Annotated in this window: 13 protein-coding genes; all 13 read right to left on the reverse strand. The window is 35.0% G+C overall.

The window, feature by feature from the left end:
• Positions 1–9: 9 nt before the first annotated feature.
• The gene (locus IR010_RS11405; protein ID WP_317174456.1) at positions 10–981 is read right to left on the reverse strand and encodes a sialidase family protein; all 972 of its coding nucleotides are present in this window, start codon (positions 979–981) and stop codon (positions 10–12) included.
• Between the two features lie 105 nt (positions 982–1,086).
• A complete protein-coding gene (locus tag IR010_RS11410) occupies positions 1,087–2,409 on the reverse strand; it encodes a sugar MFS transporter (RefSeq protein ID WP_194603885.1) in 1,323 nt (440 codons plus the stop codon).
• A gap of 140 nt (positions 2,410–2,549) precedes the next feature.
• Positions 2,550–4,136, reverse strand: coding sequence for a SusD/RagB family nutrient-binding outer membrane lipoprotein (locus IR010_RS11415; protein WP_194569068.1), 1,587 nt, complete (start codon positions 4,134–4,136; stop codon positions 2,550–2,552).
• A 17-nt stretch (positions 4,137–4,153) separates the two neighbouring features.
• Positions 4,154–7,249 carry a SusC/RagA family TonB-linked outer membrane protein gene (locus tag IR010_RS11420; protein WP_194569072.1) on the reverse strand — a complete coding sequence of 1,032 codons (3,096 nt, stop codon included), beginning with the start codon at positions 7,247–7,249 and terminating at the stop codon, positions 4,154–4,156.
• Between the two features lie 265 nt (positions 7,250–7,514).
• On the reverse strand, positions 7,515–10,175 hold the full coding sequence (locus IR010_RS11425) for a glycoside hydrolase family 3 protein (RefSeq protein ID WP_194603887.1): 2,661 nt from the start codon (positions 10,173–10,175) through the stop codon (positions 7,515–7,517).
• Positions 10,176–10,188: 13 nt separating this feature from the next.
• Entirely contained in the window at positions 10,189–12,432 is a 2,244-nt protein-coding gene (locus IR010_RS11430) for a GH92 family glycosyl hydrolase (protein ID WP_194603889.1), read from the reverse strand.
• A gap of 4 nt (positions 12,433–12,436) precedes the next feature.
• Positions 12,437–13,921: an alpha-L-fucosidase gene (locus IR010_RS11435; RefSeq protein WP_194603891.1), complete on the reverse strand. Its 1,485-nt coding sequence runs from the start codon at positions 13,919–13,921 to the stop codon at positions 12,437–12,439.
• Between the two features lie 263 nt (positions 13,922–14,184).
• Positions 14,185–16,506, reverse strand: a complete 2,322-nt coding sequence (locus IR010_RS11440; protein ID WP_194603893.1) for a beta-N-acetylhexosaminidase — start codon at positions 16,504–16,506, stop codon at positions 14,185–14,187.
• Between the two features lie 6 nt (positions 16,507–16,512).
• Positions 16,513–19,653, reverse strand: coding sequence for a glycoside hydrolase family 2 TIM barrel-domain containing protein (locus IR010_RS11445; RefSeq protein WP_194603895.1), 3,141 nt, complete (start codon positions 19,651–19,653; stop codon positions 16,513–16,515).
• A 158-nt stretch (positions 19,654–19,811) separates the two neighbouring features.
• Complete coding sequence (locus IR010_RS11450) at positions 19,812–20,840, reverse strand: isoaspartyl peptidase/L-asparaginase family protein (RefSeq protein ID WP_194603897.1); 1,029 nt, start codon at positions 20,838–20,840, stop codon at positions 19,812–19,814.
• Between the two features lie 119 nt (positions 20,841–20,959).
• Positions 20,960–22,039: a putative glycoside hydrolase gene (locus IR010_RS11455; RefSeq protein WP_194603899.1), complete on the reverse strand. Its 1,080-nt coding sequence runs from the start codon at positions 22,037–22,039 to the stop codon at positions 20,960–20,962.
• A gap of 6 nt (positions 22,040–22,045) precedes the next feature.
• The gene (locus tag IR010_RS11460) at positions 22,046–23,116 is read right to left on the reverse strand and encodes a carbohydrate-binding family 9-like protein (RefSeq protein WP_194603901.1); all 1,071 of its coding nucleotides are present in this window, start codon (positions 23,114–23,116) and stop codon (positions 22,046–22,048) included.
• Between the two features lie 7 nt (positions 23,117–23,123).
• Positions 23,124–24,089 (reverse strand): glycoside hydrolase family 130 protein, encoded by a 966-nt coding sequence (locus IR010_RS11465; protein ID WP_194569091.1) that lies wholly within the window; start codon positions 24,087–24,089, stop codon positions 23,124–23,126.
• Positions 24,090–24,250 lie beyond the last annotated feature (161 nt).

Raw genomic sequence — 24,250 nt, forward strand, 5'->3', positions numbered from 1 at the left:
GTATTCAATTTATTTCTTCAATTCGAATACTACATGCTTAATATACTTTCTGTTATATGTATAAAGCACATGAATTTTATCGTCTGAAGTTTGAATAATAGCCGGATAACTGAATTCGCCTTCTTTTTGATTTTCGAGATCAAATAACTTTTTCCAATTTACTCCATCTTTAGAATATTCTACATCTAAAACATTTCGGCCGTTGAACCAATCTTTTCCTTGTTTTAGTGGATTATTGACTAAGAGAAATGATTTTTTAGAAAGCGTCAGCGCATCAATTCCGGAATTCGAATTTACAACATTAATGCTATCTGTATCTTTCCAGTTTTGTCCGTTATCTTTAGACCAGCTTGTAATCAGTGTATTGTGTTTACTGCGAAACAACATCTGAATTATTTTATCAGAATGAACTAAAAATGTTGGCTGAATAATATCAAATTCTTTTTTATCTTGAATAGTAATCTTTTTCCAAATATCAGTGGCTTCCGTATACGTTTCTACATGAGATCTCCATTGATTATTCTGAACACTTTCTGTACTGCTTCCGCATAAAATAATGCCGGGAGCTGCTTCAACAGGTTTGTTTTTAATAGGCCCAAGTATATCTTTCGGAAGATATTTTGGAATGCTCCACGTGTTTCCGTTATCTTTTGAAATGATCATGGCGCCAAACCACTCTCTCGGATTTTTTCCTACTTTATAAAATAAATACAAATTTTGACTTTTACTTTTAAATAAAACAGGATTCCAGCAAGGCAATGTATCTCCTTCTTTCACCAGAGGCAGAACAAGATTTTTAGGTGCAGACCATTTTTGGTTTTCATAATTCGAATAATAAATCCCTACATCTTTAGCACCTTCATATTTACCTCCAAACCAAGCTGCCATAATTTTATTTGGAGCTAATTCAACTAATGTTGCGGCATGGCTGTTTGTTGTTACGGGCTGATCTGTAATAAAATTTTGGGTAATATTAGACACTGTTAATTCCTTTTTTACAGAGCTGCAAGAAAGACATACAAAAACTAAAAAAAGTACTGAACAATTTATTTTTAAACTCATCTCTTATCCTTAACGTTATTAAAATTATTTTTTATTTAAACCTAATTTATGGCCATAAAGGGCATAGTATAAAATAAAAATATAACAAGGCAATAATATCCAATATCCTTTTGTTGCAGCATTTGCCGTTGCAGCAACTTCGCTCATTCCATTAGTCAGCATATCTATTTTATTTATGTCTACTAATTTCCCGTAAAGAGGCGGAATAACTGCACCTCCAGAAATAGCCATAATTAACAATGCTGAAGCTGTTTTGGTGAATTTGCCCAAACCATTTAAAGTCAGGGGCCATATTGCCGGCCAAACCAATGCATTTGCAATACCTAAAGCGGCAACAAATAAAATAGAAGTAAATCCGGTAGAAAATACAATGCAAAATGAAAGTACAATTCCTAAAACTGCACTTGCTTTTAATGCCAAAGCCTGACTAATGTATTTTGGAATTAAAAATGCACCTAAAGCATAGGTTACTACCATTGCCAATAACGTAAAAGTCGTAAAAAATTTGGCATCTGCAGCCGGAAAACCTAAAGCAATTCCGTACGCTATAATTGTATCTCCTGCGATAACCTCAACACCTACGTACATAAAAAGTGTAAGTACGCCCAGCCATAAATGCGGAAATTGAAAAATGCTTGTTTTTGTAGTTTCGCCTTCTTTTGCTGTTTCAATTGGTGCTGCTTCAACATCTGGCAAAGGTGCTTTTCTAATTAATATTCCCAAAACAAATAAAACAACAGCCATTGTGATATAAGGCGCAACCACGCTGTCTGCCATTGTATCTAACAATTTAGCCTTTTCGACTGCACTGACTGCACTTAGTTTCTCTTGAATTTCATCTATTCCAGACAATAAAAGAGAACCAAAAATTAGCGACCCTAAAGCACCTGCAATCTTATTGCAAATTCCCATAATCGAAATTCGTTTTGCAGCACTTTCAATTGGACCCAAAATCGTTATATAAGGGTTTGATGCCGTTTGCAATAACGTCATTCCTGCACCTTGAACAAATATACCGGTTAAAAACATCCAGTACGTTCTGGCTTCTGCTGCAGGTATAAAAATTAAAGCTCCAAATCCCATTATAAACAATCCTAACGACATTCCTTTTTTATATCCAATTTTTCCTAAAATGTACGACGCCGGCAGTGCCATAACTACAAATGAAATATACGATGCTGATGCAACTAAAAGCGATTGGGCAGATGTTAATTCGTTGATTGTTTTCATAAACGGAATCAAAGCGCCGTTTATCCAGGTTACAAATCCGAAAACAAAAAATAGGCTGGCTATAATTAGTATTGGAATTAATGTATTGTTATTTTGAGATGTATTTTTGTTAGGCATAGTTATTCTTTTTATTTCGGTTATCAATAGCTTTATTTCAAATCAGATAACCATTTTTTTACAAATAGGCGTATAAAACAAAAGGAGAGTCACCTCTCCTTTTATCTTTAAAGTAACGAATCTCGTCTTCTTTACCTTAATTATTTAGTATCCCACCAAAGTTTAGTTCCTCCAGTGTCAGGACCTTTTAATTTTGTGATTGCGTCAGTAACAGCATCTTTGTTTGAAGAATATTCATTTGTTGTATAAATAATTCTCTTCATTAAACTTTTACCTACTCCAGCATCATTATTATCTGTATTAAGCGGTGCATAAATAACTTTTGCATCACTTCTGCGTAAGTCTGCCCAAGATTCCCAAGATTCAGGAAAAATAGCCAAGTACTTTTGAACAGCAATTTGTGTACGCTGACTAGCTTCAGTTGCAGACCATGCTACAGGCAATTTAACTGGAATATCTTTCAAGTCTAGATTTGGATAAACTGTTAAAACGTTTGGCAAAGTTGGCAAAGTTGATCCTGCGATGTAGCTGTTAATTGCTGTGTTATCAACAATTCCCCATTGCTGCATAGACAATCTGATACCTGTTTCATATAAAGTTTGAGCAGTTCCGCCCATGTTCCATCCATTTAAAGCTCCTTCTGCTCTGCTTAAATAATTTTCAGATGCCATAAAAACTTCAATGTTTTTAGACTCACTAATATTTCCTGCAGCACCATTACCCATAATGTCATTATTGAAGGCAGAGAATTTAGTAGTTCCAAATTGATCTTCTAATCCTCCAACAGGCTGACCTCTATAAACTCCAGTATCAATTGGAGCAAACCATTTTGCTAATCTTGGATCATTATATCCTACAAGAATACTTTCCATAGAAGCTGTCATAGTATAACCCCAGCTGTTTACAATCATATTTAAATTGTTTGGAGTAATATTACTAGCTTTAAAGAATGCACTTTGAGCGTTTGTTTCCATAACTCCTGCTGCTACAGCAGCTTCAGCTTGTGTTTTTGCTTTAGCAGGTTCAACATCAGAAATTCTCAATGCTAAACGCAATCTTAAACTGTTTCCGAATACTCTCCAGTTTGACACGTTACCAGCATACAATCGGTCGTTTGGCTGAAGTGAAGCAACTGTTGTTAGAGAAGAAGAACTTAATGTAGTATTAGCTTCATCTAGCAATTTAAAGAAATCTTCGTAAATACTTTCTACGCTATCGTAAGGCACTTTTTCTTTACCATTTCCTGCTTCAGTATACGGAATTGGTCCGTAAGCATCTACCATTTGATTGTACATGAAAACTTTCCAGATTTTAAGAACTGCCAAAGCTTCAGCATTTCCTTCAGATGCTTTAATAGCATTGTTTAAGGCCGGAACAGCAACTGTGTAAAATCTTGTCCATCCACGTCCTTCATATCCATTTACGAATGCATTTCTCTCAGTACCATATCCACAATTTAGATAGTGAATAAAAGTAGAAGATAAAATACCCGTTGCGATACCCCATGTACCTTGATCATCTACACCTGGCGATGAGTAAGATCCGTTATGAATACCTGCATAAAGCGCTGATGCAAAAGAAGGTCCTGCTAAAGTAGCATCTAACTGATCTTCAGTCAACGAATTAGGATCTTTGTTTATCTCATCAAAGTCGCCTGAACAGCTTGACAAAATAGAAACTGCCATTAAAGCAACTCCCAATGTTTTTATTTTAAAACTATATTTCATGATGTCTCTTTATTTAATTAAAATCCGAATTTAACATTAACTCCATAATCTCTCGTTGAAGGAATGTTGAAAGATTCTATACCTTGCAGGTTTCCTGTTCCTGCTCCTGCTTCTGGATCAAAATATTTAGCTTTGTTCATGAAAAAGAATAAATTTCTTCCTACTAATGAAAAATCAATACTTGTGAAACCTGATTCGCCCAAAATATGTTTTGGTAATGAATAACCCAATACAAGTTCTCTTAATCTGATGTTTGTTGCATCATAAACAAAAGGTTCTGCGATTGGTGTTCTTTGTCCAATTGCTGTCCAGTATTGTTCTGCAGTAATACTTGTTGTGTTTGGTGTATACGTTGTTACACCGCCAGAAGTACTTCCAACAACTCCATTAACTACAATTCCTCCTTCTCTTCCTGCAAGAGTAACATCACTTACTCCTAAACCGGCTTGTCTTGCCTGAGTGTATGAAATAACTTCACCACCAATTCTGAAATCAACTAAGAAACTTAAAGAGAAATCTTTGTATTTAAAGTTGTTTTTAAAACCTGCTGTCCAGTCTGGGTTAAAGTTACCAGCACGCACATCAAAACCATTTGTTGCTAATGGAATACCTGCACTGTTTACAATAATGTTGCCGCTTGGATCTCTTTGGAAACCTTTAATGTATAAATCGCCATATTCACCGCCAACAACAACTTTACTTCTTACTAAACGTCCTTCTCCAAGAACTAATTCTTCTCTTCCATCTGCAATAGATTTAATTTTTGACTTATAAGATGCGTAGTTTGCTGTAATATCCCATGTAAAGTTTTCTGTTTGAATAGGAGTTGCAGTCAGAGTAAGCTCAATACCTTTATTTTCGATATCACCACCATTTACGATAGCTCTAGAATATCCAGAAGCCTCAGGCGTATTGATGTAGAAAATTTGATTATTTGTTAATGTATTAAAGTATGTAAAATCTAAACCTAAACGATTATTAAAAAATCGAACATCTGCACCAAACTCTGTAGAAGAAGAAATCTCAGGTTTTAAGTTTGGATTAGCTTTTGTACTTTGTCCGTATAACATACCGCCGTTTCCACCAATATAAGAGAATCTTTGTTGTGTTTGATAAGGATCTGTATCATTTCCTACTTGTGCATACGAAGCTCTTAATTTTGCAAAACTAATAGTTTCTGGCAATGTAAACATATCAGAAAGAACAGCAGAAAGACCCGCAGAAGGGTAAAAATAATCTGTTGGCAATGTAGAAGACCAGTCATTTCTAGCTGTTAAGTCTAAAAACAAATAGTTTCTGAAACCAATTTGACCGAATCCGTAAACTGAGTTAATTCTTTTTTCTGAAGCTGTTGATGTAGATTGAATTGTTGAAACATTACTTAGGGCAAAATAATTTCTTTTACTTAAAACACCACCAGAATTTAAAGCTGAATTATTCTGTTGTAATGAACTTGCTCCAGCATTAAGTCCAACAGAAAAATCTCCAAATTTTTCGTTGTAAGAAAGCAAAGCATCGACATTCAATTCACTTACTGTTTCATACGATTCGCTGTATGAACCTAAGTTATTGTTAAATGCAACTGTAGCATATCTGTTTCTTACGTTTTTGTTTGTCATTTGGTCTAAACCAGCTCTACCTTGTAAACTTAAAGTTTTTGTAAACTCATATTTAAGAGAGGCTAAACCAATAAATCTGTTTCTTTTATCTGTACGAGCATCATCTCTCAAAGCAGACCAGAATGGGTTTCCTCCTGGAGATCCAGTTTCATCAATGAAATAATTCATTTGTCTTTGCCCTGCTGCATCAATATATTCGAAATTTTTGTAGTCATTATATGCAATACTACGAGGCAATAAATAAGCTGATGTTCCGATAGATTCTTCTCCAGTTCTTAACAAGTTGTCAATATCCTGAATGATGTAGTTGGTTTTTACATCCAACGATAATTTATCAGATATTTTACTAGTCAATCTCAAGTTAAGATTGTGTCTGTCTAATTGGTTTCCGCCAACAATACCTTCAGCTTTTGTATTTGTATAAGAGAAATAACCTTGTGCTTTTTCGTTACCTGCCGTAACAGTTAATGTATTAGCTAAATTATAACCTGTTTTGTAGAAATCAATAACGTTATTTGGCTGTGGAGAATAACTTTGTGTAGCTGGCCCTGCATAATTTGGGTTACGAACTAACTGCCAGTTTGAAACTTGGCTTCCGTCTAATTTTCCTCCCCAGCTTGAAGAAGAGTTTGCAACATAAGCGCCGTTTGTTCCTTGTCCGTACTCATTTTGCAAATTCATCAAATTATAAGCAGAAGAAGCCATGAAATTAGATGATAACGAAACGGAAGTTTTTCCTGCTTTACCAGATTTTGTTGTAATAACGATAACACCATTTGATGCTCTAGAACCATAAAGGGCTGCTGCAGATGGTCCTTTAAGGACTGTCATCGAAGCAATATCTTCTGGGTTAATGTTAGAAATACCATCTGGCTGTGTAGTTCCTCCTGTATCAATATCAGGATTAGTTGATGTTGTACCGTTACTGATTGGCACACCATCCACTACATATAAAGGTTGGTTATTACCGTTAAGTGATCTGTTTCCTCTTAAAGTAATTCTAGATGAACTGCCTACACCATTAGAAGTCGTAGAATAATTAAGACCTGCAACTTTACCTGAAAGTGAGTTGGCAACGTTTAATGATCTTGCTTCTGAAATCTCATCTACTGAAATGTTTTGAGCAGAATAAGTAATTGCCTTTTTCTCTCTTTTAATACCAAGAGCAGTTACCACAACTTCACCTAATTGTTGTGTGGCTGCACCTAAACCTACATTAATAGTAGTTTGTCCCGCAACAGCAACTTCTTTTGTAGCAGATCCTACATAAGAAAAAATTAAAACTGCTGTTTGATTTGGAACAGTAATACTGTATTTACCATCAAAATCTGATGATGCGCTCGTTTTTGTTCCTTTAACGATAACATTTGCTCCCGGAATCGGAATTCCGCTTACAGCATCTGTAATCGTTCCTTTTACTGTTGTTTGTGCCTGCAGATTTTGAAATCCGAAAAGGCACACAACAAACAGTAATTTTAGTACGTTCTTAGCCATGTTTAGTTGTTTTTTTTAGAGTTAATAACATGTTAAACTTAAGAATACATTCTGTTAACAAAATATTATTTCGACAAATGACAATTTTGAAAAGGTGTTGGGTAAAATTTAACACTTTCCGCGCCAATACTGGCTTCCTTTGTAATCTTAATCCTCTTTATTTTAACAACTAAAACCTAACTAATCTAACTGATTTTGGTTATTATCAGCATTATTCATTCCTTATTAACCAAAAAGATGAACATTTTTCTTCGTTTTGCGAGATTTACTCTAAAACTTTGAAATTCGTTTTTAACAAATCAGTAGAATTCCCTCCTACCATCACTTTAAAATCGCCCGGTTCTACCACTCTTTTCATTTCTCTATTCCAGATAGATAACTCTGCTGGAGTAAGTATAAATTCTACAGTTGCAGTTTCTCCTTTTTTAATATGTAACCTTTTAAATCCTTTTAAGGTTTTTTCGGGAGTTGTAACAGAACTATAAACATCATTAATATATAATTGTGCTACTTCATCTCCATCTAAATTTCCAGTATTTTTAACATCTACAGTAACTTTTAATTCTCCATCCGCTTTAATTTCTGCAGAACTGATTTTAAGATTTGAATATTCAAATTTTGTATAACTCAATCCAAAACCGAATGTATATAAAGGATGTTCGCTCTCTGCCACATATCTGTGAATGGCAGATGGTTTTTGGTTATAATATATAGGCAGCTGTCCAACTGATTTTGGAACGGTTATTGGCAATCTTCCACCTGGATTATAATCTCCAAATAAAACATCGGCTACAGCCTTTCCTCCTAATTCTCCAGGAAACCATCCTTCAACAACTGCAGGAATATTTTCATTGATCCAGTTTGTAGAAAGCGGACGGCCGTTTAATAGAACACAAACTACAGGAGTTCCTGTTTTTTGAATCGCTTCGATTAATTCTTGCTGCATGCCGTGCAAATCTAATGAAGCAACATCTCTGTTTTCTTCAACCAATTCATTTGATTCTCCTAAAACTACAATTACTACATCTGCTTTTTTAGCAATGTCGATTGCCGGCTGAAAGTTTACTTTTTCTAAATTCCAACGCAAGTGAGCTCTGGCTCCCCAGCCTCCTTCCCACATTTCTATGCGGACTTTGTATTTTTTTCCTGCTTCGATATTTTTGGGAGTAGTAACCATGCTCGTTGCCCCTTTTGTCCAGTTGTCGATAACCAATTGATCGTCAATCCACATTCTGATTCCATCATCAGAACTTAAACCTAACCAGCCGTCAAATGCTTTATCTGACTGAATATAACCTGTCCAGCGAATAGAAAAATCGTCATCTGTAACACCATCTCCAGGAGACCAAGGCCAGTCAAATTCTAATTGATTGTCAATACGAGTCAATGCTGGAGTTCCTTCTACTTTTCTGTTATTGAAATATTCTCCTTTTAATCCGTTTTGAGATCCATCTGGAGTAAATAAATATTTCGATGGAATAATTTGTCCTTTTACAATTAAAGAAACACCTTCTTCATAAAGTACGTTTGTGTTTTTGCCCGCCACTTGCTGAATACCTTCTAAAACCGTAGTTCCAACTTTATTTTTAACTGCATATCCTCCAAGTCTTGAAGCATTTGCATTTGGTCCGATAACAGCAACTGTTTTAATGTCTTTCTTTAAAGGCAAGATATTGTTTTCATTTTTTAATAAAACAATAGATTTATGTGCTGCTTCTAAAGCTATATCCTGATTTTCTTTTGTGTGAAAACGTTCTTTAATTAAATTTTTATCTGTGTATGGATTTTCAAATAATCCCAATAAAAATTTTAATCTTAAAACTCCTCCAGCAGCACGGTCGATCTGCTCCATTGTCAGTTTCTTTTCATTAACCAATTCTATAATACTTGTCTGCCAAAATTCATTTGTAAAATCATAAAACTGCATGTCAACTCCTGCAGAAACTGCTTCTCTAATACTTTCTTTTGGCGAACTCGCTACATTATGCGTCGTCTGCAAATATTTAATTGCTCCTAAATCAGATACTACAATTCCTTTAAAACCCCATTCGTTTCTCAAAACATCTGTCAGTAACCAATGGTTAGCTGCACAAGGAATTCCGTCTAACTCAGAATACGCACACATTGTTCCCAATGCGCCTCCTTTTATAAATGCTTTTTCAAATGACGGTAAAAAATCCTGACGTACTGAACGCTCACCAACTAATACAGGCGAAGAATTTGCACCGCCTTCTGGGATACCATGAACTGCAAAATGTTTAGGTTCTGCAATAATAGAACGATCTGATTTTAAATCGTTGCCCTGCATTCCTTTAATCATTGCTGTTCCTATTTCACTAATTAAATAAACATCTTCACCAAAAGTCTCGGCAACTCTTCCCCAGCGCGGTTCACGGCCAACGTCAAGATTTGGACCTAAACCAAAATGAACACCATGTGCTCTGGCTTCAGTACCAATTACGCCTCCAACTTTGCCCATTAAATTAGTATCCCAAGTTGCTCCTAAACCAATGTTCATTGGGAAAGCCGTACTTCCGTCATCTAAATAACCGTGAAGCATCTCGCACATAATAAGTGCAGGAATTCCCCATTTATTTTTTTTAATAACCTCGCTTTGAAGGTCATTGATCATTTTCGCTGAACGCGGATAAATATCGTGAATCGCACCAATACCCAAATTTCCAATCTTTATATCTGATTTTGTTTTAGAGAAATCTTCTTTTTCTTTAAAAAATTCGCCTTTATACATATCCATTTGGCGCACTTTTTCCTCTAAACTCATTCGGCTTAATAAGTCCTTTACCCTATCTTCAACCGGTAATTTTGCATCTTGATACGGATATTTTTTCTGCGAATAACCTTGGTTAAAAATACCTACAGCCATTACAAAAATAATGGCTGTTTTTTTCATTCTTAATTGTAACATAGTTGTATTGTTTTTAATTTTGAATCACTTTGAGCTTTGTTCCATTCACAAAATCTTCGTGCGAAATAAAAAAGCTGTTAAGTGGTTTTCCGTTTATCTCAATCGAATTGATTTTTCCATCATTATTAATTTGTCTTTCAATTACAATGCTTTCTTTTTTATAATATCTTGGATCTAATTTGATCGTCACTCTATGAAACATTGGCGCTGTAATCGTGTAAATTGGATCTCCGGGAGAAATTGGATAAATTCCTATCATAGAATATACCAGCCAAGCCGACATTGTTCCTGTATCATCATTTCCTGGTAATCCTTTAGGTTCATTCTTAAAATATTCTTTCACCAATTTCTTTACCATTTGCTGACTTTTCCACTCTTCTCCTTTTATGTAATTGAATAAATACGGATAGGCAATATCCGGCTCGTTTGCCATATCAAATTGTTTGATATCAAAAACTTTTTGCAATTGATCGGAGAAAGGTTTTTCACCGCCCATTAATTTTATCAATCCTTTGATATCATGTGGTACCATAAAAGCATATTGCCAAGCATTGCCTTCGATAAAACCAACATTTGTTTGAAAATTAGCTCCCGCCACAGGATCAAAAGGTTCATACCATTTTCCGTCAGCTGTCCTTGGGCGAAGTAATTTTAAATCTTTGTCATATAATTTTCTGTAGGATAATGAACGTTTCGTAAAACGCTTATAATCATCTTTTTCACCAAGAGCTTTTGCTAAAAGTGAAATCGCATAATCTGAAGTATTATATTCTAGTGTTGTAGAAACTGGGCCAGGATAATTGGTTGAAACATAACCTTTATCGATATATTCTTTAAGTCCCGGGCGCAACGGATTATTTTCAGCATTATCTGCGCCTTTTAACATCGCATAATAGGCTTTGTTAAAGTCAAAATCCTGAATTCCCTTTAAACAGGCATCGACTATCACAATACTTGCCGGATCTCCTACCATGGTAAATGTTTCTGTTGAATTTAATTCCCATTTTGGCAGCCAGCTGTTTTCATCATACATATCCAACATACTTTTTATCATATCAGATTGTTGCTTAGGATAAACTAAAGAGGTTAGCGGATGCATATTTCTATAGGTGTCCCATAATGAAAATACGGTATAACGGGTGCCATCAGTTTTACCAATCTTTCTTCTTTTGATCTCTGGGTACTCGCCGTTGAAATCATTTAAAATATTTGGATGAATTAAAGTGTGGTACAAAGCTGTGTAAAAAATCGTATTTTCGTCTTTTGAACCGCCTTCAACTAGAATCTTCGAAAGTTCCTCATTCCACTCATTATAGGTTTTTTTATAAACGTTATCAAAAGACTTGCTACCGGTTTCTTTTTCTAAGTTTTCACGGGCATTTTCGATGCTTACATACGAAATTCCAATTTTAACTTCAACCGTTTCTTGTTTTTCGAATTTATAGGTAAAATAACTTCCAATACTGTCACCAACAACAGTTTTAATGGTATTTTCCATCATTCTGGCTTTGCCGTTATAGCCCATCCATTGTGCCTCGGTTCCTTTATATTTTGAAGTTTTTTTCCAAATGCCGAATTTAGCTGCAGGTTTTGAAAATTTCGCCACAAAATAAACCGGATAAGCATCTTCTGGACTGTTGTAACAAAATGAACCAACAGAGCGCATTCCTTCAATTTCTGTAGATGAAACGACTTTTATCATTGCACCTTCTTCATTGGTTAATCCTAAACCAAGATTTATTAAAATATTGGATTGCCCTTTCGGGAAAGTAAATCTGCTAACGCCCACTCGTTTTGAAGCTGTAAATTCACCTTTAACTTTATACTTGTCAATATCAACGCTGTAATACGCTGCTTTTGCTACTTCGTTAGAATACGTTGAACCGTATTTTAAATGATCAATTTCAACATTTCCGGTTGTTGGCATTACTAAAATAACGCCTAATTCCGGACAGCCGACACCGCTTAAATTGACCTGACTAAATCCGGTTAAAAAAGTATTTTCATTAACATAAGGATTCGATAGCCACTGACTGTCTTTTTCCATTGGAGTATTTTTTACTCCGGCAACATTAAACGGACTTATGCTAGCCATACCTCGTGGCGCAATTGGACCCGGAAAAGTCGCTCCATAATTAGAAGTTCCAATAAACGGATTTACAAAATCAGCAGGTTCTTGTGCAAAAATGCTGATGCTAAAAAACAGCATGTAAAAAATACATGCTGTTTTTGATATTATTTTTTGTATTGAAAACATATTTTTATCTGTTAATAGCTTCAATTTTTAAAGTCCAAGCTTCTTTACATGGTAAGTTGTTTCGTAAACTTTCTGGAATTACAACTTTAAATCCGTTTCCTTCTTTTGTCCATTTTAAAGAAGTTTTAGAACCTAACATTGTAATTTTTGTTCCTTTTTTAGGGCTGATCGATTTTACTGTAACAGCTGCAGGAATTTTATCTTCTCCATCTTTTGCTAAATAAAATGCAAATACATTTCCAGTTTTATTTTGTGTAAAACAAATATTCTCTTCCTTAAAAGGTTCGATTGGTTTTGTCTCATAAATCGCTGTACTGTTTACTTTCATCCAGTCTCCGTAAGCTGCTAACAAATCATAAGCACCTTTTTGCCATTCTCCTTCTGGACTTGGCGCAATATTCAACAATAAGTTTCCGCCTTTTGCTACAATATCAACCAACATATGAATTCCTTGTCTTCCAGTTAAATAAGTTGCATCTGGAGTATAAGACCAGCCACCGCCAGAAGTAATACAAGATTCCCATGGATAAGGCAAAGTTTTTGCAGGAACGCGTCCTTCAGGCGTTAAATAGTTTTGGTTTTTACCGTGAACGGCTCTGTCAACCACGATTAATCCTGGTTGTTTCTGACGCGCTTTTATAACCAGTTCATCCATTTTAGGATCTTGATCTACAACTCTGTGTTTGATAAAACCATTTTTCGATTCGTTTTCTGCAAACTTCTCATCGTAGTTTTCTTTTATGTTTTGCTGATCTCTTTTTTTAACCCATCCTCCATCAAGCCATAAAATATCTACTTTGCCATAATTACTAAGGATTTCTAAAATTTGGTTATGCGTAAAATCAACATACTTTTTCCATTTTTCTGGATATAGAGATGGATCGTAATTTACGTTTCTGTCGAAAGGAGGAAAATACGGATCCCAGTAATTTTCGTTATGCCAGTCTGGTTTAGAGAAATAGGCTCCAGTCGAAATATTCTCCGCTCTAAAAGCATTGAAAACTTCTTTTAAAATATCTGCTTTCGGATTTGTGCTGAAAGGACAATCTTTGTCAGTTACTTTATAATCAGAATATTTGGTGTCGTACATATTAAATCCGTCATGGTGTTTTGTAGTGAAAACCATGTATTTCATTCCCGCTGCTTTTGCTGCTTTTGCCCATTTTACAGGATCAAATTTCGTTGGATTAAAAGTCTTTTTCAAACCTTCATAATCGGCTACATATTGATTGTAATTTGCTGGATTACTTCCTTTTTTACGTTCACACCATCCATAATCTTCAGGACATATTGACCAAGATTCTACAATTCCCCATTGGCTGTAAGTTCCCCAGTGCATTAACAATCCGAATTTTTTACCCTGCCATTCTTCTAAATTTTTCAACACTGCTGGATCCGTTTCTGGTACATAGCGCTCATCTTCATAAATAGCCTGCGAAAACATTTGAACTGAAAATAATATCGCGATTATGAATATTCCTCTTTTCATCTTTACTCTATTTTATTGTTTTTTGTTTTTGTTTAATTGTAAAATTCCACATTTAAGATATTAAGACAAAGTGTCCCTGCTACCTAATTTTGTCAAAGTTTCTCCACATTTTTGTCATTTCGACGAAGGAGAAATCTTCGCAAGAAACTCCTCATAGTAAATCGTCAATCTTTGTCGAGCTACTCGTGAGATTTCTCCTTCGTCGAAATGACAAGATTGGGTGTAATACTATGAACATATGGCTTTGACAAAAATTGTGGTTATTAATTCACTAAAATTTCATCAACGAATAACCATGAACTTTCTCCTTTTGGACTTTTCTTCAAGTTAGTTGCGATTACTTTTATAAATCTTGCATTTTGTTTTCCAAAATTGATTTTGAAATCTTTTAGTTCTGAATTTACATTCACAGCATACTGACGCGATATTTTGCCGACTTCTTTATAAGTAATATCATCATTTGAGATCAAAACTTTTATTTGCGTTGGAAAATTAACCCCAGAACCCTGGCTTTCTAAAGTTCCAATAATCACTTGTTCTACACTTTCTTGTTTTTCTAGATCAACAACAAGTTCCATATCATTTACCAGCCACGCCTGCCATTGACCATCGTGAAAGTTTTTAGATCCTCGAATACTATTATTCATTGTATACGGTCCGTCTCCTTTATAATTGTTATTATAAGGCGTTAAATATTTTACTTTGTGCGCAACACCTTTGTGAAAAATAATAGTGTCCGTAAAAATTTTACCTACTAATTTTTCATTTTGAAACAAAGAAGCTTTTACAATTGTAGTTTCTTTTACCTGAATTGGAGTTGTATATTTTACAGCATTTCCTGCCAACGTTTTATCGCCCAATACATAACGAATATCTGGATTTGGGAATTCATTTTTTAAAGTAATATTAATTTGCTTTTGAGCCATATCAGCAGTTGAAGCAGCCGTTACCAAATAAGCACTTTTTGCATAATTGATGCCTAAATAATCGTAACGCACTAATAACGAAGGTAATCTAGAAGTAAAATCATTCCAGTTTCGTTTTTCTTTTGAACTCCATAAAACCTCAGATAAGGCAGCTAATCTTGGGAAAATCATATATTCTGATTCTTTTGTATTTGGAAGATATTCTGCCCATAAATTTGCCTGTCCGCCTAAAACGTGTTTTGTCTGTTCTGGTGTCATTGTTTCAACAACCGGGTCGAATTCGTATACTTTGCTTAAAGGCGTATAACCATCAAAAGCTATAGGTTCTTCGTTTTGAGGTCCTTGATAAAAATTAAAATAACAGTGCGATTCTGGTGTCATAATAACATCATGGCCTTGTTCTGCTGCATCAGTTCCGCCTTTTGTACCTCTCCAGCTCATTACAGTTGCTGCTGGAGCCAAACCGCCTTCTAAAATTTCATCCCAGCCAATTATCTTTTTGCCTTTAGAATTAATGTATTTCTCCATTCTTTTTACAAAATAACTTTGCAGTTCATGTGCATTTTTAAGACCATTGTCCTTCATTCTTTTTTGACAAAGCGGACATTTGTCCCAATTGGTTTTTGTTGCTTCGTCACCTCCAATATGAATGTATTTTGATGGAAAAATAGCAATAACTTCATCAATTACATTTTGCAGAAACTCAAATGTAGTTTCTTTTCCAGCGCAATAAATATCTGTAATTGGCCATAATCCGCCTGACGGAACACCAATTCTCTGATTAAAACAGGCCAATTCCGGATAAGAAGCAATTGCAGAACTAACGTGCGCCGGCATTTCGATTTCTGGAATGATTTCGATATTTTTTGTTGCTGCATATTTTACAATTTCTTTTAATTCTTCCTGAGTTAAAAAACCACCATAAGTTCCTTTTTCATCTGGGTTTGTAGTTAGTCTTGCATTCCAGGCTGCATTTTCCTGATCGACTCTCCAAGCGCCAACTTCAGTTAATTTTGGATATTTTTTAATTTCGATTCTCCAGCCTTGGTCATCAACTAAATGCAAATGCAAAACATTCATTTTTAACATTGCCAATCGATCAATCGTTTCGATTACATAGTTTTTATCAAAAAAATGACGCGATAAATCTAACATTAATCCTCTCCATTGAAAACGCGGCTCATCTGTTATAACCACATTTGGGATTTCCCATTTTTGCGTTGTTATCACATTTTTACTTTCAATAGCATTCGGCAATAATTGGCGAACACTTTCTAATCCATAAATAAAACCTGCATTTCCTTTAGCGGTAATCGTAATGCTCTGTGCACTTACCTCTAATTTGTAAGCTTCCTTATTCAATGTTTGATCTACTTTAAATTGAATAAAATTGCTTTGCGGACTTGTCGCTGAAATTTCAGGACGCCATCCCGCGGCTTTTTCAAACTTATTGATCAACGCCGTCGAAATTTCCTTTTGAAAATCAGTAGTGGCAACAAATTTTGTGCTTTTAGAAAATTCAAATGCTCCCGGCTGGATCAACAATTGATTCGGTTTTGGAATAATCTGAATGTCCTTTTCTGTATATATTTTTTGGCTGTAGCCAGAATTTAAAACAGTCAAGAAGAATACGATAAGGAATGGTTTTAAAATCCTCATAATGAATTATTTTATTGATGGTGTTATTTTAAATTGATATTCATAAGTTTTGCCTCTCAACAAATATTTTTCCATTGGCCAAGCCTGCCAGCTGTCGATACCGCCAACGCCCATTTGCTTGTAATCAATTTTTAAGCTTGTTAAATCTCTTTCTTTCAATTCGGCAGCATGTCTTTGGTCTTTTTGCAAACCGTCGTCTAAATCTTCATTTAAGAAATGCAAAGCAGTTACGGCTAATAAATTATCTGATGTTACGGTTAGCTTCAATTTATCACTTGATAATTCTAAGAACCGAACATCCGTTTTATTTCCGGTTTCCTGCGGACGGATATACGGATAATATTGCTCTGAAACAGTTTGTGTGTAAAGACCAACTTTCGAACTGTAATTTCTGTCGATATAGTTTTCGTGCGGCCCTCTTCCGTAATAATTCATATTACTGAAATCTTTTGGTACAATTACTTCCATTCCAAATCTTGGCAAAACAGGCTGTTGTTTGGTCTCATCCATATTCAATTGCTGTTTCACGATCAATTCACCGTTGCTGTTAATCTCGTAATTTAATTCTAAAATCGAAGAAACTTGAGTTAAATTATATGTCGCTTTAACCAAAATTATATTGTCTTTTGTAACCGAATAATTCCAATTTACCAAAGTTGGATTTTCTGTTGCATCTTTCCAAGCTTTCAAATTGATCTGAAGATTTGCTCCAAAATCATTATCATTTGGTGCTCTCCAAAAGTTTGGACGCAATTGATAACCTTCTTTTATAATTGGCAAATTATTGTATGAATACCCATTTATAAATCCTGTTTTTTTATCGAAAGCAATTTCGGCTTTTTCGCTTTTAAAAATGGTGTTGTTTTCTTTTTTCTCTACAGCAATTTTTCCTGCACCTTCAATTTTAATATCATTTTTCCAAATTCCTTTGTACGCCAGCTGTTCTTTGGCGATTTCGAAACCTTTTGATAAAAATGGCTCGTCTTGTTTTAACTGATAACTTATATTTATAAAAGCTTCTTGAAACTTTTTTCCTTGTAAATTAACCGGAAGCTGACACGTTTTATATTGATTTGCGTTAATATCTAAATTTTCAATAACACCGCTTTCATCTTCTTTTCCGTCTAATATTAACTTCCAATGCAAAGTCACATTACTTAAATCTTTAAATGAGAATTCATTGTACACTTTTATTGTTGTGGTTTCCTGATTTTCCCAAGAAGTCAAAATATTTTGCAATACATTTCGCATTTCTAAAGCATGCGGATTTGGTTTTCTGTCAACCGTAAATACGCCGTTGTTTACAAAGTTATTATCGCTTTTTACATCTTTTGGGCCGAAATCTCCTCCGTAAGCTAAAATCGTAGTTCCGTCAGCTAATTTTTTATATACCGATTGATCGATCATATCCCAGATAAATCCTCCCTGAAAATTTGGGTATTTACGAATGACATCCCAGTAATCTTTAAAATTTCCCATCGAATTCCCCATCGCATGAGCATATTCACACTGAATATAAGGTCTTGACGGATTTGGGTTTGCTAAAATATATTCCTCCATTTTGTTTGGAGAACTGTACATTGGGTCGATAATATCAGAATCCCATTCAAATTTTAAATCTTTTCCGTCCCAAGCTCCCGCAGTTGCTCTTTCGTATTGAATTGGACGCGATTTATCTCTGTTTTTAATCCACAAATAGCCTCTGTAAAAGTTATAACCATTTCCAGCTTCATTACCCATACTCCAGATAATTACAGAAGTATGATTTTTATCTCTTTCAATCATTCTCTGCATACGCTGAATGTGCGACAATTCCCAGTCTGGTTTATTACCCAAAGTTTTAGTAATATCATAACCCATTCCGTGCGATTCTATGTTGGCTTCATCAACCACATAAATTCCGTATTTATCACATAATTCGTAGAAATATTCATCATTCGGATAATGCGACATTCTCACTGCATTAAGATTAAATTGTTTCATCAATTTAATGTCTTGCTCCATGCGTTCTCTAGAAATCGTTTGTCCGGTTACCGGATCAATTTCATGGCGGTTTACTCCTTTTATGTAAATCGCTTTTCCGTTTACCAAAAGCTGTCCTCCTTTGATTTCTACTTTTCTAAAGCCAACATTCTGATTTATAACTTCAACAATGCTGCCTTTTTTATCTTTTAAAATAAAACTGATTTGATATAAATTCGGAATTTCTGCACTCCATTTCTTTGGATTATTTACAGCAAAATCAAACGTTTGTTTTTCGCTTAAAGCGGTACTATTTTTTGAAGTAATGATCTTGTCGCCATCTTTTAACTGAACGTCTAAAGTATAGTTTTCTTTTTTATCTAAATCTGAAAATTGAGTTGAAATTTTCAGGCTTCCATTTACATAATTAGCATCTAAATCCGGAATGATTTCATAGTCTTTTAAATGTGCTTTATTTCTGGCAACTAAATAAGAATCACGTGTAATACCGCTCATTCTCCACATGTCCTGACATTCTAAATACGAACCGTCATTCCATTTCATAACCTGAAGAACAATAGTGTTTTTTCCAGCTTTTACATATTTATTTAAGTTGAATTCTGACGGAAGTTTTCCATCTTCGCCATAACCTACATAAACGCCGTTTACCCAAACGGTTAAGTTTGATTTTGCTGTACCGATATGAAGAAAAATATCTTTTCCTTCCCAAGATTTATCGATCGTGATTTCTCTTCTGTAAACTCCTGTCGGATTATATTTCGTAGGCACAAAAGGTGGATTTGGCGCCATTAAATAATCAAAATCGTAAGTTGTATTGACATAAACAGGATATCCATAACCGTTTACATCCCAGCTTGCCGGAATTCTAAAATTATCCCAAGCCTTATCATCAAAATTAGTTTTCTCAAAATCTTTTGGAAGTGAAGCTGGATTGTCAACATATTTAAATTTCCAGGCTCCGTTAATGTCCAGATAATTTTTAGATTGTCTCCATTCGTTTTTCGCCGCTAATGCTTCATTTTCAAAAACATAATAAGCAGCGTGCATGGGCTCTCTATTATCTTCATTAATTTTTTCGTTCTGCCAAAACGGTACTTTTTCCTGAGCATTAACAGAAACTATTGAAGTAATTAATAAGGATAATATGGATATTGTTTTTTTCATTTTTTGTTTTTTTATTCTGTAGCTTTTTAGTTCTGTTTGTCATTTCTCCTTACGTCAAAATAACACTAGAAATTCTGCAAAGTATCTCACAATTTGTATCGATTAACTAGTGTGATTTCTCTCCCGAAGCTCCGGATCGAAATGACAAAATTGCGCAATTACTTATCCCAAGACATTTTAAATTTTGCATCTTCCATTCTGTGCCCTTTTTCATCGTCAGAAACAGCAAAGTTAAAACCAGATCTTAAACTGTAGCCTGCATGTTCGCCATTTTTATTTAACGCAATAAAACCAACTTGCAGATATTCCATGTCTTTGTGGTTTTTGTGTTTGTTGTAAATACGTTCTGTAATTTCTTTACAGGCATCGTATGGTGATTTTCCCTGACGCATTAATTCAACCACCATGGCACTTCCGGCAGTTCTAATAACTGCTTCTCCCAATCCTGTGGCTGCAGCGGCGCCAACTTCATTATCCAGAAAAAGACCCGCGCCGATTATTGGGGAGTCACCGACGCGTCCGTGCATTTTCCAAGCGGCGCCACTCGTTGTACAGCCACCAGCAAGATTTCCATCTTGATCTAACATTAGCATGCTTATGGTATCGTGATTTTCTATATTAATAACTGGTTTGTACTTAGAATCTTCCAGCCATTTTTTCCAGTCTTTTTCAGATTCTGGAGTTAATAGATTTTCTTCTTTAAATCCTTCAGATAATGCAAATTGCAATGCGCCTTGTCCGGCTAACATAACGTGCGGTGTATTTTGCAATACTCTTTTTGCCACAGAAATGGGATGCATAATGCCTTGTAAAAAACAAACCGAACCACAATTGCTGTTGTGATCCATGATACAGGCATCTAAAGTTACTTTTCCCTCGCGATCCGGATATCCTCCATATCCAACACTGCGGACATTCGGATCTGCTTCAGGGATTTTCATACCGGCTTCAATGGCGTCTAAGGCAGGTTTCCCGGCTTTTAATTGTTTCCAGCTTTCCTCATTAGCTGGAAGACCATGATTCCATGTCGAAATTATAATCGGCTTTTTTGTTTTTTTTGAAGCAAATTCTAATTCATTTTCAATCTCATTTTCCTGATTTTTCGCAAATCCGCTTAAGCTCAAAACAGAAGTTAGGGCAAATGTGCCTAAAGTTGTTTTTTTTATAAAGTCTCTTCTATTTGACATGCTCTTACTTTTATCTTTAAAATATTACTCAAAAGAAACTCCGCAATCTAGCTCGCTAATTTTTGTCGAGTTACGTGTGTGATTCTTTGTTCCTCAGGATGATAAATTGTTCTGTATACTTATTTTAAACTTGCTTTTGTTTCTTTGATGGTCTTTAAATTGCTTTCGGATAATGCATTTCCGTCAAAAAATGAAACACCAACAGCTCCATTTTCTTTTGCCAATAAAATTGCTTCTTTCAATTCTGCATCATTTTTCAATCCTGGAATATAAATTCCTGTATTTATTTTTGTTTTCTTATCTTCTAAATCAGCAACACCTTGTTTGGTTGCATAACCAACCCAGTCAATTTCTTCATCGTAAAAACTGTGGTAAATCATTGGGTAAACCTCATCGATATTCCATTTGTCCCAACGCTGGCGCACCATATGATCTGCCATTTCTGGATAAGGAAAAACTGCTGCAGTCAATTGTTTGTTGTGTTTGTGTGCAATTTTATACGCATCATCAACAACCGCTTTTATGGCATTTAATCTGAAATTTTTCCACTCCATATCAATAGAAGTATTGTGGCTGTTTTTTGGATTTTTATGATGAATTTTTTCAAATGCTTTTACACATTCATCACAATAACAAAAGTCAAATTGAGGCAATTCTATATCTTGAACCAAATTGTATTTTGGCAATAAACTAATTGGCAAAAAGATATCCGGGAAACGAATGTAATCTAAATGAACACTTTCGATTCCGTCTACTTTTGCCAATTCTTCAACTAAATGTAAAACGTGATTTCTAGATTCTTTTCTGGTTGGACATAACCATTGGTAATAATCTACATAAGGGCGATTATCAAAACAAGATTTTCCTTCTTTGCTAACCTGATACCATTCTGGGTGCTTTAATGCGACTGAATCTCCAGGTCTGTTCATAGCCATAATCCAGGCGTGAACTTTTAGGCCTTCTTTTGCTGCTAGAGGCGCTATTCTTTTTAAAAGTTTTGGATCAGTGCCAGTATTGATCAATACTTCATCAATTCCTCCGTCTTTGTATTTTTTAAATTCTTTTGTGTAATCTGCATCTGATTTTTTAGCATCTGCGGTTGTCCAGACACCAAATTTAAAAGTGGTTTGTTCTTCTTTTTTGGCACACGAAAAAATGCTGAATGCCAATAAAAAAAGTAATAGTTTTGGTAGTTTCATAGTGGTTTATTTTGATATTATTTTGCCGTCTTGCTTAATAATAAAGGTTTGATCAGAAAAAGGACTTTTCACAGAAATATTAAATCCGGCTGCATGATTTTCTATAAGTGGTTTCAGAATTTTACCATCAACAATAATGGTTTCCTTAGTAAGATTGACTAAAGATTTTGCCCATGTTTTGTTTTTCTGATAGTATTCTTTTTGAGCTCGGTACAAATTATAAAGTTCCCATTTTACTTTTTCATCCTGCGGAATTGTAAAACTTTGTTTTCCTTCTTTTGAAGAGAAATAAACATAACCCCACTTTTCAGGTTCATGCATATTGATTACGCCCATTGGCGACCAAACCCAATTGTATTCTGGCAAAAATTTTCCGCTGGCATCTTTCTTTCTTTCATAAGTGCCGTCTTTTAAGGTGTGTTGCCAATTTACCCTTGAAAAATTGACTCTCCAAAACTTGTCGACAGGAACATTTTGATCGAAATAAGATGTTTTATAAGACGCCCATGGAATTGCCATTTCTAGCATCCAGCCTTCATCTGTATCGTTTGGGTTATTAAGAGTTCCGTGAATTTTAACCGCCGATTTTAGACCTGGAATATTCCAGTCGTTTAAAACAACATTGTCATTTTCTCGATACGGTTTTGATAAAAATAGATCCCAGGCTGTATTTAATGCATTTAGTTCTAATTCATAATAGTTAAAAGTATCGCCGTCGGGATCTATAAAAACTTCAAAATCATTGTTATAAAAAATAATTGTATCGCGTTGTTTTAAATTTGCCCAAACATGAGGTTCGTCAATTTTTGCTAAAATATAAAAATTGGTTTCATCCCAGAGCATTTTAACTTTTGTTGCATATTTTGGTTTTACATTGTTTTCGATATCTTCAAAAATATCTGTCCACTCTGCCTTGTTCCATGACGCATCGCCTTCTTCTCCATCAATCAAAATGGGGTTTGTCGCTTTTGCTGCAACATAAGTTTTAGGAATAATGGTGCTTTTTTTCAGTTGAGAAAACCCTGCAACCGAAATAAAAAGTAAAACAACTGTTAACCATTTCAATTTTAAACGCATCCTTTTTTTATAAACTGTTATCTTTTGTAAACTGAACTACCTCACTTAATTTACCAAATGCTATTGCCACAACTGTATCTGCTGCACCGTAATATACAGCTAATTTATCTTCTTCTGTATCGTGTAAAGCAGCACATGGGAAAACTACATTTGGCACGTCTCCTACCATTTCATAAATTTCTGCAGGTCCTAATAAATACGGCTGCGTTCTGTATTTTACTTTATCCGGAGAATCAACCTCTAAAAGCGCTGATCCCATTGCATAACGAAAACCGTTGCAGGTATTGATAACGCCGTGGTAAATCATCAGCCAGCCTTCGTTTGTTAAAATCGGAATTGGTCCTGCACCTACCTTTGTACATTGCCATGCGCTTTGTTCAAAAGGACTTGGTTTCATTACTAAACGGTGTTCTCCCCAATATTTCATATCTGGGCTGTAGCTAATCCAGATATCGCCAAAAGGGGTATGTCCGTTATCACTTGGGCGGCTTAACATCGCGTATTTTCCGTTTATTTTTTGCGGAAACAAAACACCATTTCTGTTGAAAGGCAAAAAGGCATTTTCACACTGAAAAAATTCTTTAAAATCAAAAGTATATCCAATACCAATTGTGGGTCCGTTATAACCATTACACCAAGTAATCCAGTAACGATCTTCGATAAAAACAACACGCGGGTCGTATTTATAAGCTGATTCGATCATATCCGTATTTCCTGACTGCATTACGATTGGTTCGTGATTAATGTCCCAATCGATTCCGTTTTTACTGAAACCGGCAAAAATATTCATTTGAACCGCTTTATTATCACATCTGAAAACACCGGCGAAACCATCTCCAAAAGGAACTACAGCACTATTGAAAATACTGTTTGATGATGGTATTGCGTATCTGTCGATAATTGGATTTTCAGAATATCTCCACATTACATCGTTACTGTTTTCGGGTCTGTCTTGCCAAGGAATACTGCTCATTTTTATTTGTTTTTTTGTTTATTTTATTTTTTTTATGCTTTTGTCATTATTTAAACACATAGAAACATAGTTTTTGTAACCGCATAAAAGGCGTTTCACTTGTTTAAATAAACATAGATCTATGTGTCAGAAACTAGTTTCTTGTTATTCTCTTTTTTCAA

This window comes from Flavobacterium sp. MR2016-29, from assembly GCF_015350695.1.
GTDB lineage: Bacteria > Bacteroidota > Bacteroidia > Flavobacteriales > Flavobacteriaceae > Flavobacterium.

Coding starts and splice junctions, on each gene's coding strand:
- IR010_RS11440 (WP_194603893.1), bottom strand. CDS start 16,506: ATGAGGATTTTAAAACCATTCCTTATCGTATTCTTCTTGACTGTTTTA.
- IR010_RS11420 (WP_194569072.1), bottom strand. CDS start 7,249: ATGGCTAAGAACGTACTAAAATTACTGTTTGTTGTGTGCCTTTTCGGA.
- IR010_RS11460 (WP_194603901.1), bottom strand. CDS start 23,116: ATGCGTTTAAAATTGAAATGGTTAACAGTTGTTTTACTTTTTATTTCG.
- IR010_RS11430 (WP_194603889.1), bottom strand. CDS start 12,432: ATGTTTTCAATACAAAAAATAATATCAAAAACAGCATGTATTTTTTAC.
- IR010_RS11415 (WP_194569068.1), bottom strand. CDS start 4,136: ATGAAATATAGTTTTAAAATAAAAACATTGGGAGTTGCTTTAATGGCA.
- IR010_RS11425 (WP_194603887.1), bottom strand. CDS start 10,175: ATGTTACAATTAAGAATGAAAAAAACAGCCATTATTTTTGTAATGGCT.
- IR010_RS11410 (WP_194603885.1), bottom strand. CDS start 2,409: ATGCCTAACAAAAATACATCTCAAAATAACAATACATTAATTCCAATA.
- IR010_RS11450 (WP_194603897.1), bottom strand. CDS start 20,840: ATGTCAAATAGAAGAGACTTTATAAAAAAAACAACTTTAGGCACATTT.
- IR010_RS11465 (WP_194569091.1), bottom strand. CDS start 24,089: ATGAGCAGTATTCCTTGGCAAGACAGACCCGAAAACAGTAACGATGTA.
- IR010_RS11435 (WP_194603891.1), bottom strand. CDS start 13,921: ATGAAAAGAGGAATATTCATAATCGCGATATTATTTTCAGTTCAAATG.
- IR010_RS11455 (WP_194603899.1), bottom strand. CDS start 22,039: ATGAAACTACCAAAACTATTACTTTTTTTATTGGCATTCAGCATTTTT.
- IR010_RS11445 (WP_194603895.1), bottom strand. CDS start 19,653: ATGAAAAAAACAATATCCATATTATCCTTATTAATTACTTCAATAGTT.